16 protein-coding genes and 2 pseudogenes are annotated in these 16,582 nt (G+C 65.1%); 4 read left to right on the top strand and 14 right to left on the bottom strand.

Annotation, left to right across the window (positions count from 1 at the left end; translation table 11 throughout):
• Positions 1 to 103: 103 nt before the first annotated feature.
• The 6 genes from BLS27_RS03015 to BLS27_RS02990 all read right to left on the bottom strand — a co-directional run bounded on the left by BLS27_RS03015 (position 104) and on the right by BLS27_RS02990 (position 4,684).
• Positions 104 to 670: a DUF4136 domain-containing protein gene (locus BLS27_RS03015; protein ID WP_090343091.1), complete on the bottom strand. Its 567-nt coding sequence runs from the start codon at positions 668 to 670 to the stop codon at positions 104 to 106.
• A 19-nt stretch (positions 671 to 689) separates the two neighbouring features.
• Positions 690 to 1,325, bottom strand: coding sequence for a DUF4136 domain-containing protein (locus tag BLS27_RS03010; protein WP_043207854.1), 636 nt, complete (start codon positions 1,323 to 1,325; stop codon positions 690 to 692).
• 21 nt (positions 1,326 to 1,346) lie between these two features.
• Complete coding sequence (locus BLS27_RS03005; RefSeq protein WP_090343088.1) at positions 1,347 to 2,096, bottom strand: methyltransferase domain-containing protein; 750 nt, start codon at positions 2,094 to 2,096, stop codon at positions 1,347 to 1,349.
• The gene (locus tag BLS27_RS03000; RefSeq protein WP_090343085.1) at positions 2,093 to 2,398 is read right to left on the bottom strand and encodes a MazG-like family protein; all 306 of its coding nucleotides are present in this window, start codon (positions 2,396 to 2,398) and stop codon (positions 2,093 to 2,095) included. Before BLS27_RS03000 ends, BLS27_RS03005 begins: the two co-directional genes overlap by 4 nt.
• 79 nt (positions 2,399 to 2,477) lie before the next feature.
• The gene (locus tag BLS27_RS02995; protein ID WP_043207846.1) at positions 2,478 to 3,329 is read right to left on the bottom strand and encodes a MaoC family dehydratase; all 852 of its coding nucleotides are present in this window, start codon (positions 3,327 to 3,329) and stop codon (positions 2,478 to 2,480) included.
• 2 nt (positions 3,330 to 3,331) lie between these two features.
• Complete coding sequence (locus BLS27_RS02990; protein WP_090343083.1) at positions 3,332 to 4,684, bottom strand: 3-oxoacyl-ACP reductase; 1,353 nt, start codon at positions 4,682 to 4,684, stop codon at positions 3,332 to 3,334.
• A 119-nt stretch (positions 4,685 to 4,803) separates the two neighbouring features.
• On the opposite strand from BLS27_RS02990, the gene BLS27_RS02985 reads away from it, so the two are divergent.
• Positions 4,804 to 6,081 carry an acetyl-CoA C-acetyltransferase gene (locus BLS27_RS02985; protein WP_043207842.1) on the top strand — a complete coding sequence of 426 codons (1,278 nt, stop codon included), beginning with the start codon at positions 4,804 to 4,806 and terminating at the stop codon, positions 6,079 to 6,081.
• 198 nt (positions 6,082 to 6,279) lie between these two features.
• On the opposite strand, the pseudogene BLS27_RS24140 reads toward BLS27_RS02985, so the two are convergent.
• The 5 genes and pseudogenes from BLS27_RS24140 to BLS27_RS02965 all read right to left on the bottom strand — a co-directional run.
• A pseudogene (locus BLS27_RS24140) lies at positions 6,280 to 6,876 on the bottom strand (methyl-accepting chemotaxis protein); the annotation flags it as partial.
• Between the two features lie 261 nt (positions 6,877 to 7,137).
• Positions 7,138 to 8,067: pseudogene (locus tag BLS27_RS24135) on the bottom strand (cache domain-containing sensor histidine kinase); the annotation flags it as partial.
• 335 nt (positions 8,068 to 8,402) lie between these two features.
• Positions 8,403 to 8,807 (bottom strand): Cu(I)-responsive transcriptional regulator, encoded by a 405-nt coding sequence (cueR, locus tag BLS27_RS02975; RefSeq protein WP_043207839.1) that lies wholly within the window; start codon positions 8,805 to 8,807, stop codon positions 8,403 to 8,405.
• Positions 8,804 to 11,203 (bottom strand): heavy metal translocating P-type ATPase, encoded by a 2,400-nt coding sequence (locus BLS27_RS02970; protein WP_090343080.1) that lies wholly within the window; start codon positions 11,201 to 11,203, stop codon positions 8,804 to 8,806. Before BLS27_RS02970 ends, cueR begins: the two co-directional genes overlap by 4 nt.
• 52 nt (positions 11,204 to 11,255) lie before the next feature.
• A complete protein-coding gene (locus BLS27_RS02965) occupies positions 11,256 to 11,642 on the bottom strand; it encodes a hypothetical protein (protein ID WP_043207833.1) in 387 nt (128 codons plus the stop codon).
• Positions 11,643 to 11,786: 144 nt separating this feature from the next.
• Between BLS27_RS02965 and BLS27_RS02960 the strand changes: the two genes are divergently transcribed.
• On the top strand, positions 11,787 to 11,984 hold the full coding sequence (locus BLS27_RS02960) for a heavy-metal-associated domain-containing protein (RefSeq protein ID WP_070572655.1): 198 nt from the start codon (positions 11,787 to 11,789) through the stop codon (positions 11,982 to 11,984).
• Between the two features lie 105 nt (positions 11,985 to 12,089).
• Entirely contained in the window at positions 12,090 to 13,271 is a 1,182-nt protein-coding gene (locus BLS27_RS02955) for a multidrug effflux MFS transporter (protein WP_043207828.1), read from the top strand.
• Here BLS27_RS02955 and BLS27_RS23950 read toward each other — a convergent pair.
• Positions 13,222 to 13,419, bottom strand: a complete 198-nt coding sequence (locus tag BLS27_RS23950; protein WP_080642059.1) for a hypothetical protein — start codon at positions 13,417 to 13,419, stop codon at positions 13,222 to 13,224. The two genes, BLS27_RS02955 and BLS27_RS23950, sit on opposite strands and share 50 nt — an antisense overlap.
• A gap of 586 nt (positions 13,420 to 14,005) precedes the next feature.
• On the opposite strand from BLS27_RS23950, the gene BLS27_RS02945 reads away from it, so the two are divergent.
• Positions 14,006 to 14,719 carry an ArsR/SmtB family transcription factor gene (locus BLS27_RS02945; protein WP_043207826.1) on the top strand — a complete coding sequence of 238 codons (714 nt, stop codon included), beginning with the start codon at positions 14,006 to 14,008 and terminating at the stop codon, positions 14,717 to 14,719.
• A 34-nt stretch (positions 14,720 to 14,753) separates the two neighbouring features.
• On the opposite strand, the gene BLS27_RS02940 is transcribed toward BLS27_RS02945, so the two are convergent.
• Positions 14,754 to 15,704: an adenosine deaminase gene (locus BLS27_RS02940; RefSeq protein WP_090343078.1), complete on the bottom strand. Its 951-nt coding sequence runs from the start codon at positions 15,702 to 15,704 to the stop codon at positions 14,754 to 14,756.
• Positions 15,705 to 15,864: 160 nt separating this feature from the next.
• On the bottom strand, positions 15,865 to 16,582 hold a 718-nt coding region (locus BLS27_RS02935), incomplete at its 5' end, for an amidohydrolase family protein (protein ID WP_139205733.1).

Genomic DNA, 16,582 nt, shown 5'->3' with positions numbered 1-16,582 from the left:
AATTGCCGTGTTTGCTTGGTCGATCGTGACGACCTTGCCGGCCCGTGTTCGCGGCTTATCCCGCGAACACGGGCGAAGCCCGTGCCATCACTGCATCGTCTGTTTACTGCCGGCGCGGTGGATAGTGCGACATCACCTGGGTGACGGTCTTCTGGATCGCAGTGTTGCGTTCTTCCGGGCCGGGCGGGTAGTTGTTCATGATCTGTTCGGCGCTGGCACGCCAGACCAGCTTGCCGTCACGGCCGTCGAACATGTCCACCTGGATGGTCGCGACCTTGTAGTCGACGCTACGGGTCTCGTTGTACATCGGCCCGCCCCAATAACCTCCCCAGTACCCACCCCAGGCGCCGCCGTAGTTGGTGGTGATCTGCTGCTGGCGTTCCTCGACGATGAGGTAGGCGCGTACCTTCACATCGGCCTGGGCATTGCCCTGCACCGGTCTCAGGCCGCGTTGGTCGAGCTGGTCGGCCACGGCCTGGCGGATGCGCTGCTCGGTCAGGTCGCTCTTGATCCGTGGGTCGTCCGGGCGGTACTGCAACGCCGGTTCCTGCCAGGCCCAGCTGCGGTAGGCAGCGAAGTCACGGCTGGCGTCGAAATCCTGGGTGACGTTGTTGTTGGCGCAGGCGGTGAGCAACAACGCGAATGACAACATAACGAGGCGGCGCAACATGATGGTTCTCCGTTGGACACTAACTGGGAGGATAGCCGCTCAGCGCCTTGCCCACTGACTCGCGCAAAGCGTTTTCGCGGTCCCGAGGCGAGTCCTTGCCGCTGCCACTCTCGGCGCTGGCGCTCCATACCGGTTGGCCGTCGCGCGCGTCGAACAGGTCGATGCGCACCACCATGACTTCGACTTCATAGGTGCGCACGATCGGCACGCTGCCATAGGCGCCATAGCCATTGCGATAACCGCCATAGCCGATGCTGCCGTAGGGGTACGGGCCGTAGTAGGGGTCGTAATAGTCATAGTCACGCACCTGGCGCAGGCGACGCTCCAGACGGATATCGGCGCTTACCAGAAGGTCCGCGGCATTGCCGCGTGCAGGACGCAAACCATGCTGGTCGAGGGCGCTGCTGACCGCCTCGGCCAGTTGCGCAGGGTCGGCGTTGGCATTGGCACTTGGCGGCTGGCCGTCGCGCCAGCGCCAGCTGCGATAGCGGCCATAGTCGCGCGGCGGTGCAGGATAAGCGCTGGCATCGAAGGTGTTGGCTGCCTGGGCCGGTGCCGGCGGCAATGGCCGGCTACTGGCGACATAAGGGTTGCTGCCCTGGCAGGCAGCCAGGGTCAGGGTGAGCAATGCCAGGCAGAGTTGCGGGTACGGCATGGGGTCCTCCCGGCAAGCGGGTCAATGCGGTCGGCAGATCCAGTGCAGATAGCGGCCAAGCCCAGCGAAGCTGGGGTGGCGGCGGTGTGCGAGCTCCATCTCCAGTAGGTCGAGCAGCTCGGCCTTGGCCTGGAAGTCCTTGGGCATGTAGTCATGGAACACCCGCACGCCACTTTCACTTTCGACTTGCCACATGGGTTCAAGTTGCGCCTTGAGCTCCCTTGGATCAAGCGGTTTCTGCGGAGTCAGGCTCTGGCTTTCACCCGCTAGGCGGTTGCTGCGCAACTTGCGGAAATGGCCTTTGAGCAGGTTGCGGTAGACCAGCGCGTCGCGGTTGTAGAACGCCAGGGACAACCAGCCGGCAGGTGCGGTCAACTGGTGCAGCACCGGCAGGATGCTCTCGGGTTCGGCCAGCCATTCCAGCACGGCGTGGCACAGCACCAGGTCGAACGGCTCGGTCAGCTGGCCGAGCAGGTCCTGCCAGGGCGCCTGGATGAAGGTGGCTGCCTGGCCGGCCTCGGCAAAGCGGGCGCGGGCACCGTCGAGCATGGGCGCGGCGGGTTCGGCGAGGGTCAGGTGGTGGCCGCGTTCGGCCAGCCACAGGGCCATGTGGCCCAAGCCTGCGCCGATGTCCAGCACGCGCAAGGGACGGTCGGGTAGGGCTTCGGCGAGGTCGGCCTGAAGGACCGCGAGGCGGATCGCGCCTTTGGCGCCGCCATAGATCTTCTCGGCGAAACGGGTGGCCAATTCATCGAAATGACGGTCGTTCATTTGGCGAAGCGCCTCTCGCTGTCAGCCAGCTTGGCACACACCACTTCGTTCATGTCCAGCCCCAGTTCGCTGCACAGCAGCAACAGGTAGAGGACGATATCGCCCACTTCCTGGCCGGCGTGGGCGAGTTTTTCAGGGGGAAGCTGGCGCGACTGATCCTCGGTCAGCCATTGGAAGATCTCCACCAGTTCAGCCATTTCGACACTGGCCGCCATGGCCAGGTTCTTGGGGCTGTGGAAGCCGCGCCAGTCGTTGGTGTCGCGGATCCGGTGCAGGCGTTCAGTCAGTTCTTGCAGGTTCATTGGGCTCTCCTAATGGCGCATAGCTTCGGATGAGCCTGGCTGCAAAGCAAGCGCCTCGGGCTGCATGGCAGCCCCAGGGCTAGAGCGGGGACCAGCGCCCGAGCATGTGCACCAGCGCCCCATGCCCCTCCAGGCGCAACACGCCTTCCGGCCCGGCTTCGCTGGCACTGAGCACCACCTCCGAAGGCAAGCGCACGGGTTTGTGGAAATCTACCGCGAAGGCATAGCCGCTGGCCGGCAGATGGCCGCGCAAGGCGGCCATCGCCATGGCCTTGGTCCACATGCCATGGGCGATGGCGGTGGGGAAGCCGAACAGGCGGGCGCTGGAGGCGCTCAGGTGGATCGGATTGTAGTCGCCGCACACCTTGGCGTAGCGCCGGCCAATATCACTGTCGGCGTACCACCGGGTGACCTCCGGCAGGTTGCCGGGTTCGACGGTCTGCACCTCGTCCCCCTGGCCTTCCAAACGCAGGCCGCGCACCAGCATCCGGCTGGTTTCCCGCCAGAGCAGACCCAGCCCATCCTCGGCCTCGGTGACCAGATCGAAGGTGCCGCCTTTGGCGTGGGGCTGCAGGTTGTCGGCGTAGACCGCAAAGCGCAGGCCATCGATACCGCCCAGCGGACGATGGACCTGGATTTCGTTGTGCAGGTGGACCAAACCGAGCAGCGGGAAAGGGAAGCGATGGGCCGTGAGCAACTGGAGCTGCAGGGTGAAGGCCATGATGTGGGGATAGGTCGGCGGCAGGCGGCCGTGGTCGGCGAAATGGCACAGTCGGCGATAGGCCGCCAGGTTGTCGGGCTGAACCCGCAGGAAACAGCGCAGGCCGGCCTCGGGCAATCGGTCGCCGCTGATACCGCGTTTGCGCAACGCCCGCAGGTAAAGGCTGGCGCGTGCGTCGGGGTTGTGCAGGTCGTGCCATGAACGGGTCATTGTCATGCCCCCATCAGTGCCTGGCCGCAGACCCGCAGGACTTGGCCATTGACCGCGCCCGTGCCGGGCTGGCTGAGCCAGGCGATGGCCTCGGCGACGTCCTGTGGCACGCCGCCCTGGCCCAGCGAACTCAGGCGTCGTCCGGCTTCGCGCAGGCCCATGGGCATGGCGGCGGTCATGTGGGTTTCGATAAAGCCTGGGGCCACGGCATTGATGCTGGCGCCCTGCTTGGCCAGCTTGGGTGCCCAGGCTTGGGCGAAGCCGATCAGGCCGGCCTTGCTCGCTGCGTAATTGGACTGCCCGCGATTGCCGCCGATGCCGCTGACCGAGGCGAGCAGGGTGATGCGCGCCCCGTCGTGAAGCTTGCCGGCGTCGAACAACGCTTGGGTCAGGACTTGCGGGGCCTTAAGGTTCACGGCCAGCACCGCGTCCCAATATTCGGGCGTCATGTTGGCCAGGGTCTTGTCGCGGGTGATGCCGGCGTTGTGCACCAGGATGTCGAGGCCGTCGGGCAGGGCTTCGACCAGCTTGGCTGGGGCATCGCTGGCGCAGATGTCCAGGGCCAGGGCCTCGCCACCCAGGCGGGCGGCAAGGGCGTCGAGGTCTTTTTGTGCCTGTGGAACATCCAGCAGGATGACGTCCGCGCCATCGCGGGCCAGGGTCTCGGCGATGGCTGCGCCAATCCCTCGGGCGGCACCGGTCACCAGGGCGCGGCGGCCGGCCAGCGGGCGGGTCCAGTCCTCGACGTGGTTGGCGCAAGGGCCCAGGCGCAGAACTTGGCCGCTGATGAAGGCACTGCGGGGCGACAGGAAGAAGCGCAAGGCGCCTTCGAGCTGGTCTTCGGCGGCCTTGTCGACATACAGCAACTGCACGGTGGCACCGTCGCGCAGTTCCTTGCCCAGTGAACGGCTGAAGCCTTCCAGGGCGCGCTGGGCCACGCTGGCCTGCGGGTCGTCGAGGCTTTCGGGCGCGCGCCCGAGGATCACCACATGGGCGCAGCGGGCCAAGCTGCGCAGCAGCGGCTGGAAGAACTCACGCAATTGGCGCAAATCGTCGCTGTCGGCCAGATGGCTGGCATCGAACACCACGGCCTTGAGCTTCGGCCCCATGCCGGCGACCCAGGTCTGCGCCTGCAGCCCTTCGCCGTTGAAGCTGTAGAGGGTGTCGGTCAGGCGTGGAGCGATGGCCTCCACCTGGACTGCCAGGGGCCCACCTCCGAGCACCAGGGCACCCTCCACGGGACGCAGGCGCCCTGCCTGCCATCGCTCCAGCGGCGCCGGACGGGGCAGGCCCAAGGCATCGACGAGGCGTCGGCCAAGGTTGGAGTTGGCAAAGCCGAGATAGCGGTCGCTCATGTGCGGGTCTCCCAGGGGACAAGCTTGCAAGTGTGGACCAAGTTTGTGTCGAGGTCGTTCGACTGCGGTAAAAACACCTAGTCTGTACGGATCAAATTGTTTCAGAAGGAACATGCGCCATGGTTTCACCCCGCCGCGTCGCGATCCTGGGCGCCAACCGAATACCGTTTGCCCGCTCCAACGGCGTCTATGCCAAGGCCAGCAACCAGGCGATGCTCACCGCCGCGCTAGAGGGCCTTATTGAGCGCTGCCATCTGCATGGCTTGCGCCTGGGCGAGGTGGCCGCGGGCGCGGTGGTCAAACATGCCCGCGACATGAGCCTGACCCGCGAGAGCGTGCTGGGCTCACGGCTTTCGGCACAGACACCGGCCTATGACCTTCAGCTGGCCTGTGGCACGGGCCTGGAGGTGGCGCTGCTGTCGGCCAACAAGATTGCCCTCGGGCAGATCGACTGTGCCATCGCCGGCGGCGTGGACACCGCCTCGGACGCCCCGATCGCCGTCAGCCCGGGCCTGCGGCGCATCCTGTTGCAGGCCAACAGCGCCAGAACCTGGCCCGAGCGGCTCAAGCCGTTCCTCAAGCTGCGTCCCAGGCACTTTCTACCTGAACTGCCGCGTATCGAAGAGGCGCGCACGGGGCTGTCGATGGGCGAGCATTGCGAGCGCATGGCGCAGACCTGGCAGATTGGTCGTGCCGAGCAGGACGAGCTGGCCCTGCTCAGTCATCAACGTCTGCTGGCCTCGTTCGATGAGGGCTGGCATGAGGACTTGCTCACGCCTTACCTGGGCCTGGCCCGGGACAACAACCTGCGTGCGGACCTGACCTTGGAGCAGTTGGCCAAGCTCAAGCCCGCGTTCGACCGCAGCGGGCAGGGCACCCTGACGGCCGGCAACTCCACACCGCTGACCGATGGCGCCTCACTGGTATTGCTGGGCACCGAAGAATGGGCCAGGGAGCACGACTTGCCTGTGCTGGCGTATGTGGTGGATGGCGAGACCGCTGCAGTGGATTTCGTCACCGGTCACGAAGGGCTGTTGATGGCGCCTGTCTACGCGGTACCTCGGTTGTTGGCGCGTAATGGGCTGACCCTGCAGGATTTCGACTACTACGAGATTCACGAGGCCTTCGCCGCCCAGGTGCTGTGCACGCTCAAGGCCTGGGAGGATGAGGAGTACTGCCGCACGCGCCTGGGCCTTGCGCAGCCGTTGGGCGCCATCGATCGCAGCAAGCTTAATGTCAAAGGCAGCTCCCTGGCGACAGGGCATCCGTTCGCGGCTACCGGCGGGCGCATCCTGGCGAACATGGCCAAGTTGCTGGCCACGGCCGGTAAGGGCCGAGGACTGATCTCCATTTGCGCGGCGGGAGGGCAGGGGGTGACGATGATCGTCGAGCGGTGAGGGGCGGCTGGGGCTGCCGTGCAGCCCATCGCAGGCTGTCGCCAGCTCCCACTGGCGCAGTAGCCGATGAACCCTGGCTGTTAGGCTCCGTTGGGCTCCACGCCTGGGCGTTGCAGTTCTAGCGCCCGCAGGTCGTGGCCCGTTCGCGGGCAATCGGAGGTGAAACCGCTGCTCCGATTGACCCGCTAAGGGCATGACTCAGGTACGGAACCTGCGCACCAGTGCATCCAGCTCATTGGACAGCCCCGCCAGGCTCTCGGAGTCCTGACGTGCGGCCTGGGCCAGCTCGGCCACCAACTGTGCATCGCCGTGGATCTGGCTGATGTGGCGGTTGATGTCCTCGGCCACCTGATGTTGCTCTTCGGCGGCAGTGGCGATCTGGGTGTTCATGTCGCGAATGATGTCCACCGACTCGCGGATCTGCCCGAAACTGTCACGCGCCAGGCCAATGCGGCTGACCGACTGCTGCGAGACCTCGAGGCTTGCGTGCATCTGCTCTGCGACCTCGGCGGTGCGCGAGGCGAGGTTGCCCAGCAGGCCGTCGATCTCGGCAGTGGAATCGGCGGTGCGCTTAGCCAAGGCGCGGACTTCGTCGGCGACCACGGCAAAGCCACGGCCTTGCTCGCCGGCGCGGGCGGCTTCGATGGCGGCGTTCAGGGCCAGCAGGTTGGTCTGTTCGGCGATTGAACGGATGGTGCCGAGAATCGACTGGATGGCATTGCTGTCGCGTTCCAGTTGCTGGATCGACTGGGCCGACTGCTCGATCTCCTGGCTCAGGCGGTCCACGCTTTGCACCGCCGCGTCGATCTGCTGCTGGCCTTCGCGGGCCTGCTGCTGGCCGCTGTCGGCCGACTGCGCCGCCTGGCTGCAGGAGCGGGCCACTTCGTTGGCGGTGGCGACCATTTCGTGGAAGGCGGTGGAAACCATGTCCACCGACTCGCGTTGGCGGCTGGCCGCTTCGCTCATGTCGCTGGAGACGCGGGTCGAGCTGCTGGAGGTATGCAGGATCTGCCCGGCGGCGGCGCCGATGTGCTGGATCAAACTGCGGATGGCGCCGAGGAACTGGTTGAACCAGTTGGCCAGTTGCGCGGTTTCGTCGCGGCCGTGGATCTCCAGGCTGCGGGTCAGGTCGCCTTCGCCCTGGGCGATGTCTTCCAGGCCGCTGCTGACGCTATTGATCGGCCGCACGATGAGTTTGGCGAAGGCCGCGCCGACACCTGCGAACAGCAAGGCCAGGACCAGGGCGATGGTGCCGATCACCCAGGTCAGGCGGGTGGTGGTCTGCATGACTTCGTCGTGGCGGATCAGGCCGATGAAGGTCCAGCCCGTCTGGGCGTCGGGATAGATGTTGGCCATGTAGCGTTCGCCGCCCAGCTCTACTTCGACCAGGCCCTTGTCGGCCTTGGCCAGGGTGGCATAGCCGTCGCCGAAGCTGTCCAGTTGCTTGAAGTTGTGGTTGGGGTCGCGCGGGTCGACGATCACGTTGCCGTTTTTCTCGACCAACATCAGGTAGCCGGTTTCGCCCAGCTTGATCTGCTTGAGCAGATCAGTCAGTCCATTGAGCGACACATCGATACTCACGACGCCGCCCAGGCTGCCCAGTGCGTTGCCCACCGCGCGTACCACACTGATCTGCACCACGTCGCCGGATGCCCAGTAGTAAGGTGCAGTGCGCAAGGTCTTGCCGGGGTTGGCCAGGGCCAGCTGGTACCAGGGGCGCTGGCGGGGGTCGTAGTTGGCGAAGGTGTCGTCGTTCGGCCAGCCGACGTAGCCGCCGTCGCTCACGCCGTAGGAGATGTAGGCATAGCTGGGATGGGCCTCGGCCAGGCGGGTCATGAACTCGAAGACTTGTTTGTCCTGCTCGCCCAGCTCCCGGGTCGGGTTGGCGGTCAGGTACTTGTTCAGGTTGTTGCCGGTCGCTGCGACCACCGGTTGTGCCGCAATGTAGTTCACGTTCTGCTCGATGCCCTGGAAGAACAGGTTCATCGCATTGCCGACTTGGCGGATTTCCCGGCTGCTGTTGCCGAGGAAGTCTTCACGGGCTTCACTGCGCAGGTTGAGCACCACCAAGGTGGCCACGAGGACGATGGGCAGGCCCGCGATAATGGCGAAGGCCCAGGTCAGTTTTTGCTTGATGTTCATCCACGATCCCCGATTGTTTTTATCGATACCTGAGGCAGGTGTCTTAGACATCGGCAGCATTCGGCTTTTTTGTAGGGGAGTGCCCAGATTTATTAGCCAAAATCGTGTTTTGTGACCGATCGGTCATGATTTGCGCCCAGCCTGCAGCAGCGACCTAGGGCCGCTCCTGCAGAGCAGGATCAGGCGCAGCAGCTCTTGCCGTTGGCCAGGTCCTTGAGGATCGGGCAGTCCGGACGGTCATTGCCCTGACAGTGGGCAGCCAGGTCGCTGAGCGTGTCACGCAGACTGACCAGTTCCTCGATCCGCTTGTTCAGCGCCTCGATGTGTTGCATCGCCAGGGCTTTGACGTCTGCGCTGGCGCGCTGGCGGTCCTGCCAGAGGGTCAGCAGCTTGGCCACCTCCTCCAGGGAAAACCCCAGGTCACGCGAGCGCTTGATGAACGCCAGGGTGTGCAGATCGTCCTGTTGGTACAGGCGATAGCCACTGTCGCTGCGCACGGCCGGCTTGAGCAGGCCGATGGACTCGTAGTAACGGATCATCTTGGTGCTGAGCCCGCTGCTGCGGGCGGCCTGGCCGATGTTCATGGATGCTCCTGCGCGTTGTCGGTGGGCTTCCAGGTCTTGAGCCACAGAGCGTTGCTCACCACGCTGACACTCGACAAGGCCATGGCGGCGCCGGCCAGCACGGGGTTGAGCAGGCCGAACGCGGCCAGTGGAATGCCGATCAGGTTGTAGATGAAAGCCCAGAACAGGTTCTGGCGGATCTTGGCGTAGGTCTTGCGGCTGATCTCCAGCGCCGCAGGCACCAGGCGCGGATCGCCGCGCATGAGGGTGATGCCGGCGGCTTGCATGGCCACGTCGGTGCCGCCACCCATGGCGATACCGATGTCGGCAGCCGCCAGGGCCGGAGCGTCGTTGATGCCATCGCCGACCATCGCCACCACCCCGTCGCGCTTGAGCGCGGCCACGGTGGCGGCTTTGTCTGCGGGCAGCACTTCGGCATGGACATCATCGATCCCAAGAGCATCGGCCACGACCTTGGCGCTGCCCCGATTGTCGCCGGTCAGCAGGTGGCTGCTGATGTGTTGCGCATGCAAGGCTTCGATAGCGTGTCCGGCACCGGGCTTGAGGCTGTCACCGAAGGCGAACAGGCCCAGCACCCGCTGTTGCGGTTGGCGTTCGATCAGCCACGACAGCGTGCGGCCCTCGGCCTCCCAGGCTTGGGCCTGGGTGGCGAGTTCGCCAGGCGACAGGGTGCTTTCATCGAGCAGGCGGCGGTTGCCCAGGGCCAGTTCGCGCTCGCCGACACGCCCGGCGATGCCACGGCCGGTGAGCGATTGGCTGTCGGCCACTTGCGGCACGTCCAGGCCCTGTTCGGCACAGGCATCGAGCACGGCCTTGGCCAAGGGATGTTCGCTGCCGCGTTGCAAGGCACCGGCCAGCTGGAACAGTTCGCCGGTGTCGCCGTGGAGGGCTTGGCTATGGACCACGCGAGGGCTTCCTGAGGTCAGAGTGCCGGTCTTGTCGAACACCACGCGATTGACCGCGTGGGCGCGCTCCAGTGCCTCGGCATCCTTGATGAGGATGCCATGGCGGGCGGCGACACCGGTGCCTGCCATGATCGCCGCAGGCGTGGCCAGGCCCAGGGCACAGGGGCAAGCGATGACCAGCACGGCGACGGCATTGATCAGCGCGGTTTCCAGCGGCGCACCGGCCAGCCACCAGCCAATCAAGGTGATCAAGGCGATCACCAGCACCGCCGGAACGAACACCTGGCTGACCCGATCCACCAGCTTCTGGATCGGCGCTTTGGCCGCCTGGGCATCTTCGACCAGACGGATGATCCGGGCCAGCACGGTTTCGGTGCCCAGCGCCTGGGTACGGATCAACAGGCGGCCTTCGCCGTTGATCGCGCCGCCGGTGACGGCGTCGCCCGGCTGCTTGGGCACCGGCAGGCTCTCGCCGCTGATCAGGGCTTCATCGGCATGGCTGCTACCTTCGAGCACCTCGCCGTCGACCGGGAATCGCTCGCCAGGTTTGACCAGCACCAGATCACCCAGGCGCAACTGGTTGATGGGCACGTCTTCCTCTCGGCCGTCGACCACCCGCACGGCCCGGTCCGGGCGCAGGGCTTCCAGGGCTCGGATGGCGCTGGCAGTCTGGCGTTTGGCGCGGCTTTCCAGGTACTTACCCAGCAACACCAGGGCGATCACCACCGCCGAGGCCTCGAAATACAGGTGCGGCTGCATGCCTGACGGGGCCTGGGCCCACTGGTACAGGCTCAGGCCATAGCCCGCGCTGGTACCCAGGGCCACCAGCAGGTCCATGTTGCCGGCACCAGCGCGCACGGCTTTCCAGGCAGCCACATAGAAGCGCGCGCCGAGGATGAACTGGACAGGCGTGGCCAGCAGGAACTGCACCCAGGCCGGGAGCATCCAGTGCAGACCGAAGGGTTGCACAATCATGGGCAGTACCAAGGGCAGCGCCAGCAACAGTGCGGCACCGACGGCCAGGCGCTCGTTGCGTAGGCGACGCTGGGCGTCGGCCTGGTCGTCACGTGCGGCCTGGGGCAGGCTGGCGCTATAGCCTGCCTTTTGCACGGCATCGATCAGTAGGGTGTCGTCGAGCCCCTGGAGGACTTCGAGGTGGGCGCGTTCGCTGGCTAGGTTGACGTTGACCTGCTCGACCCCCGGCACTTTGGCGAGGGCGCGTTCGACCCGGCCCACGCAACTGGCGCAGGTCATGCCGACGATCTGCAGTTCGAGAGTGCGGGTGGGAACGCCATAACCGGCCTCTCGAACTGCGTCGACGAGGGCGGGAAGGCTGTCGGCCGGGGCCTGGACCCTGGCCTGTTCGGTGGCGAGATTGACGCTGACCTGTTCAGCGCCGGTGACCTTGCGCAGTGCGCGCTCTACCCGGCCAGCACAGCTGGCGCAGGTCATGCCGGAGATCGGCAGGTCGAACGTGGTGGATGCGGACATGGCTCTCCTCCTTGGACAGGCCTTCAGCATCAACCTTGCCACACGGGGAAGGTCAATACCCCAAGCCGGCCCTCTTCAACTGCAGCCCATTGGCACCCATGGCGATGCGGTATTTGCTGATCTGTCCGGCCTGTAGGCTCAGGCGTGTGCTGCGTTGGTCTTCGATACCGGGCGCGCAGCCGGGCACCTGTCCTGGCAACAGGCGCAGGCGGACGTCCACCGGGCCGGGTGGCAAATTGAAGGAGGTGGACTGCTCCTGGAACAGGCGCCCGGAGAGCTGGTCGTTGAGGTAGATGCCGATCTCGCAACTGGTGGCCACTTCCAGGCGTTCCCGGGAAATGATCAGCACGCTGTAGTCCGAGTTGCCTTCGGCGCTGGCTGGCGGCACCGCGGCCAGTGTGCCCAGCAATCCAACCAGGCCCAATGCTGCCCTGAACATGAAGAATCTCCTGCTTGCCAAATCGTCAAAGGCGCAGCTTGGCCGAGCCGCGCGCGGATTTCCAGCCCGGCCGGTCAACGCAATACTTGACCTTGCCATGATGGTAAGGACGAGACTGCGAAAAACCCCTGAAGGAGACACCCGATGCAAGTGTTCAATGTTCAAGGCATGACCTGCGGCCATTGCGTGAAGGCGGTAACCCGAGCGGTGCAGGCACAGGATGCGGCTGCCCAGGTGCAGGTCGATCTGCCGAGCCAGCAAGTGCGCGTACAGAGCCAGTTGGCTGCCGAGCAGATCCTGGCGGCGATTCGTGAGGAAGGTTACCAGGCTGAGCAAGCCTGATCGTCCGGGGGTGCATGGCGCCCCCATTTATTACAAAGGTTTTCAAGCTGATCGGGCCCAGTGCAGGTAGACTGACGCACTTGCTTAGCCAGCTATGGATTCCCGATGAACCTGCGAATAGTGTTGATCCTGGGCGCCCTCAGTGCGTTCGGGCCCCTGGCGATCGACTTCTACCTGCCCGCTTTCCCCGCCATGGCGCAAGCCTTCGGCACCGACGAAAAGCACGTCCAGACCACACTGGCGGCCTACTTCCTCGGCCTGTCGCTCGGCCAGTTGGCCTATGGCCCGGTGGCCGATCGCTTCGGCCGACGTACGCCGCTGCTGTTCGGCATCACTCTGTTCACCCTGGCTTCCCTGGCTTGTGCCTATGCACCGAACCTCCAGACGCTGGTGCTGGCGCGTTTCGTCCAGGCCCTGGGCGGTTGCGCGGGGATGGTACTGTCGCGGGCCATTGTCAGCGACAAGTGCGACCCGGTGGCCTCGGCCAAGGTGTTCTCGCAGTTGATGCTGGTGATGGGGCTGGCGCCGATCCTGGCACCGATGCTAGGCGGGGTGCTGGTCAATGTGTCGGGCTGGCAGTCGATTTTCCTGGCCTTGAGCCTGTTCAGTGCGGCTTGTCTGCTCGCGGTGAGCCTGGGGCTGCCGGAAAGCCTGCCGCCGGACATGCCTCGCCAACCGCTGTCCGGTGCCTTGCGCCAGTACCTGCGTTTGCTCGGTGATCGGGTGTTCCTGGGGCACGCTCTGACCGGTGGAATCGCCATTGCCGGTATGTTCGCCTACATCGCCGGCTCCCCCTTTGTGTTCATCAAGCTGTATGGCGTTCCCGCCGAGCACTATGGCTGGCTGTTCGGCACCAATGCCGCAGGCTTCATCCTCATGGCCCAGGTCAATGCGCGTCTGCTGGCCAAGCGCGGCCCGGCATTCCTGTTGGCGCGGGCGGTGTGGTTGTACCTGCTGGCGGGCTTGGCGCTGCTGTGCGTCGCGGCGTTGCGGCCGGAGTCGTTGTGGCCACTGCTGGTGCCGTTGTTCCTGTGCATCGCAAGCCTGGGCTGCATCATCCCCAACGCATCGGCGTGCGCCATGAGCGGTCAAGGCGCCAGGGCCGGTAGTGCCTCGGCCTTGATGGGCTGCGCGCAGTTCAGCGTCGCTGCCGGCGCGGCAGCGCTCGTGGGCGTGCTGCACGATGGCAGTGCGGTGCCCATGGCCTTGGTGATCAGCTTGTGTGGCGTGCTGGTCGTCAGTGTCGCGATGTTGACTCGGCGCTTGCAGGCCAGGCGTCCCGCATGAGGGGGTGAGGCGCCTGCAGGCGACTTTCCAGCGTGGCAACGAACGAGCGAGCTTCGGCTTCGCTGCGGAAACTCACCACATGCTGATCGAGCCGGACTTGCCACGGGCAGTTGGGGTTGCGGTTCGAAGCACTGACGACAATCTTCATCGCGGCATACCTCCAATGGGCGGGAGCCGATGCAGTTTAGCGCTGCCACTTGCGGGTGCCATGGCTTGGTACAGGCCTTCGGACTGACGGTCGTGCCTCTGGTCGGGGGGACGCCCGGTCGGTTCGGGCAATGTTCAGTAGCATGTGGAAGCTTCGCTTTGGCCTGCCGTACATGAGGAAGGTTTGCGTCGGTATTGTTTCCTGCATTGAGCTGAGACTGTCGGCCTCTGTGGGACCGCGTGCTCGCTGTCATGGGGCCACCGGTTACATGGCGCTCTGGCCGAAGCCTGGCGCAACGCCGCAAGCCTGGCCGAGGGTGATACCCCCCAATGCTGTTCTGCTCTGTGGACGCCGGCTGCCGGCGCAGGCGCAAGGCCTGTAGCGACTTATACTGGCTAGCCCGGCCAGTACCAGCGAGAGAGATTTCCCTGCCAGGGAACGGCAAGAGACTGCGTCGATTCGAGCGCGACCGGAGCGCCTTGCGTCGTTTGCGGGCTCCGGCGTATCCGTTCTTGCCAGTTCCGGCAGAGGTGCCACGCTGGCGGTTGGCCGATAGGAACCGACGTGATCATGCAGGGAGTTGGAAATGAAAGCAGTCAGCAGTATCGCCCAGATCGCCGGCCTGATGGCCGACCCCAAGCGCAGCGCCATGTTATGGGCATTGATCGACGGGGTCCCTCGCCCTGCCGATGAGTTGGCCCTGATGACCGGCCTGACCTCGTCGTCCGCCTGTGCGCACCTGTCGCTGTTGTCGTCGGCGGGCCTGCTCAGGCTGGAGTCACGTGGCCGCAAGCGGTATTTCCGTCTCGCCACGCCGCAGGTGGGAGCGGCGGTGGAAGCCTTGGCCAGTGTGCATCTCGAAAGCCGCGGGCAAGGAAACACACAAGCCACACCTTTGCAGGTGCCCATGTCCATGCGTCGGGCGCGCCGCTGTGGCGACCATCTCGGGGGAGAGCTGGCGGCCGATCTGCTGCATCGGCTGATCGTAGCCGGGTGGCTGGAAGGCACCCAGCAGCAGCCGAGGGTCAGCCTCGAAGGCCGGGCCCAATTGGCCGCTGTCGGGGTCTACACCGAGGCGTTGGCATCCGGTCAGAAGAACGGCTGCATGATTTGTCACTGCAATGAATGGAGCGATCAGGGGCCGCACCTGGGAGGCAGCCTGGGCCACGCTTTGTTCAGGCTGTTCCTGCAATCGGGTTGGCTGTGCGAACAGGAAGGCTCGCGGGCGTTGCAGATCTCTCCACTGGGCGTCCAGCAGATCAACCGTATCGCCCGCATGCCAGCCTTGCAGGTTGGCTAGGGGCTAGCCCGGGCGGGCCAGCCAGAGGGGCAAGCTATCGAACCAGGCGGGCGTCCAGGCTGTTTTGCGCCAGGCGTCGGGCTTGATCCTGGGTCATGCCCAGGTGGGTGTGCAAGGCATGGAAGTTCTCGGTGATATAGCCACCAAAGTAGGCCGGATCATCGGAGTTCACCGTCACCTTCACGCCACGCTCGAGCATGTCGAGAATGTTGTGCTGACCCATGTGCTCGAACACACATAACTTGGTATTCGACAGCGGGCACACTGTCAGCGGGATCTGCTCGTCTATGATGCGCTGCATCAGCCGTTCGTCTTCGATGGCGCGTACACCATGATCGATGCGTTGGACCTGCAGCAGGTCGAGGGCTTCCCAGATGTACTCGGGCGGGCCTTCCTCACCGGCATGGGCGACGGTCAGGAAGCCTTCGCTGCGGGCGCGGTCGAAGACGCGCTGGAACTTGCTCGGCGGATGGCCTTTTTCCGAACTGTCCAGGCCCACGGCGATGAACGCATCACGCCAGGGCAGCGCCTGGTCGAGGGTCTGTTGTGCTTGCTCTTCGCTGAGGTGGCGCAGGAAGCTCAGGATCAGGCCGCTGCCGATGCCCAGCTGTTCGCGGCCATCCTTGAGGGCCTGGCTGATGCCATTGAGCACCACTTCGAAGGGGATGCCCCGATCGGTGTGGGTCTGCGGGTCGAAAAAGGGTTCGGTATGCACCACGTTCTGGGCTTTGCAACGTTGCAGGTAGGCCCAGGTCAGGTCGTAGAAGTCCTGCTCGGTTCGCAGTACATCGGCACCTTGGTAATAAAGGTCGAGAAATTCCTGCAGGTTGTTGAAGGCATAGGCGCTGCGCAGGGTTTCCACATCGGCCCAGGGCAGGGCGATCCTGTTGCGTTCGGCCAGGGCGAACAGCAGTTCCGGCTCCAGCGAGCCCTCCAGGTGCATGTGCAGTTCGGCCTTGGGCAAGGCGTTGAGCCAGTCATACATAGGTGTAGTCTCGATCAGGTACGGTTCGCGCCATTCTACAGGGCGTGCGCGGCAACTGCGCAGCCCGCTCATGACACAAGGCCGCCCCAAGGATCCCGTGTGGGCCCGTGGGGCTGCCTTGTGTCATGACGAGGCTGAGGGCTTCTGCCTCCGTGCAGGATCAGCCGGCGATCAGCTGGGCGGCAGCTTGGCGGTGGTCAGCAATCAGGCCTTGTACATCTAGGCCCTCGATCTGCCCGTCGATGACGCGCCATTGGCCTGCGACCATGACCCGGTCGGCGCGGTCGGCACCACACAGCAGCAGCGCCGAGAGTGGATCGTGGCTACCGGAGAAGCGCAGCTCGTCGAGCTTGAACAGCGCCAGATCTGCCTGCTTGCCGACGGCCAGCTCGCCAATGTCGCTACGTCCCAGCAGACGTGCCGAGCCTCGGGTCGCCCAGCCCAGGGCTCGCTCGGGGGTGATCTGCTCGGCGCCATAGCGCAGGCGCTGCAGGTACAGGGCCTGACGGGCTTCGAGGATCATGTTCGAAGCATCGTTGGAGGCCGAACCGTCGACGCCTAGGCCAACCGGTGCGCCGGCGGCTTCCAGTTCCACGGTCGGGCAGATGCCGGAAGCCAGGCGCATGTTCGAGCTCGGGCAATGGCAGATGCCGGTGCCGGCCTCGCCCAGGCGGGCAATTTCCTCGTTGTTGAAGTGAATGCCATGGGCGAGCCAAGTACGCGGGCCGAGCCAGCCAACGCTGTCCAGGTAATCGACGGTACGCAGGCCGAAGCGCTGCAGGCAGAAGTCCTCTTCATCGAGGGTTTCGGCCAGGTGGGTGTGCAGGCGCACGTCCAGCTCGTCGGCCAGGGCAGCGCTGGCGCGCATGATCTCGGGG

This window comes from Pseudomonas guariconensis (assembly GCF_900102675.1).
In the GTDB taxonomy this organism is placed as follows: domain Bacteria; phylum Pseudomonadota; class Gammaproteobacteria; order Pseudomonadales; family Pseudomonadaceae; genus Aquipseudomonas; species Aquipseudomonas guariconensis.
Note: the sequence above shows the minus strand (reverse complement) of the source record. Positions and strands in the feature narration are given on the sequence as shown.

Excerpts from the sequence above, each read along its gene's own strand:
- BLS27_RS03015 (WP_090343091.1), bottom strand. The coding sequence starts at position 670 with ATGTTGCGCCGCCTCGTTATGTTGTCATTCGCGTTGTTGCTCACCGCC.
- BLS27_RS03010 (WP_043207854.1), bottom strand. The coding sequence starts at position 1,325 with ATGCCGTACCCGCAACTCTGCCTGGCATTGCTCACCCTGACCCTGGCT.
- BLS27_RS03005 (WP_090343088.1), bottom strand. The coding sequence starts at position 2,096 with ATGAACGACCGTCATTTCGATGAATTGGCCACCCGTTTCGCCGAGAAG.
- BLS27_RS03000 (WP_090343085.1), bottom strand. The coding sequence starts at position 2,398 with ATGAACCTGCAAGAACTGACTGAACGCCTGCACCGGATCCGCGACACC.
- BLS27_RS02995 (WP_043207846.1), bottom strand. The coding sequence starts at position 3,329 with ATGACCCGTTCATGGCACGACCTGCACAACCCCGACGCACGCGCCAGC.
- BLS27_RS02990 (WP_090343083.1), bottom strand. The coding sequence starts at position 4,684 with ATGAGCGACCGCTATCTCGGCTTTGCCAACTCCAACCTTGGCCGACGC.
- BLS27_RS02985 (WP_043207842.1), top strand. The coding sequence starts at position 4,804 with ATGGTTTCACCCCGCCGCGTCGCGATCCTGGGCGCCAACCGAATACCG.
- cueR (WP_043207839.1), bottom strand. The coding sequence starts at position 8,807 with ATGAACATCGGCCAGGCCGCCCGCAGCAGCGGGCTCAGCACCAAGATG.
- BLS27_RS02970 (WP_090343080.1), bottom strand. The coding sequence starts at position 11,203 with ATGTCCGCATCCACCACGTTCGACCTGCCGATCTCCGGCATGACCTGC.
- BLS27_RS02965 (WP_043207833.1), bottom strand. The coding sequence starts at position 11,642 with ATGTTCAGGGCAGCATTGGGCCTGGTTGGATTGCTGGGCACACTGGCC.
- BLS27_RS02960 (WP_070572655.1), top strand. The coding sequence starts at position 11,787 with ATGCAAGTGTTCAATGTTCAAGGCATGACCTGCGGCCATTGCGTGAAG.
- BLS27_RS02955 (WP_043207828.1), top strand. The coding sequence starts at position 12,090 with ATGAACCTGCGAATAGTGTTGATCCTGGGCGCCCTCAGTGCGTTCGGG.
- BLS27_RS23950 (WP_080642059.1), bottom strand. The coding sequence starts at position 13,419 with ATGAAGATTGTCGTCAGTGCTTCGAACCGCAACCCCAACTGCCCGTGG.
- BLS27_RS02945 (WP_043207826.1), top strand. The coding sequence starts at position 14,006 with ATGAAAGCAGTCAGCAGTATCGCCCAGATCGCCGGCCTGATGGCCGAC.
- BLS27_RS02940 (WP_090343078.1), bottom strand. The coding sequence starts at position 15,704 with ATGTATGACTGGCTCAACGCCTTGCCCAAGGCCGAACTGCACATGCAC.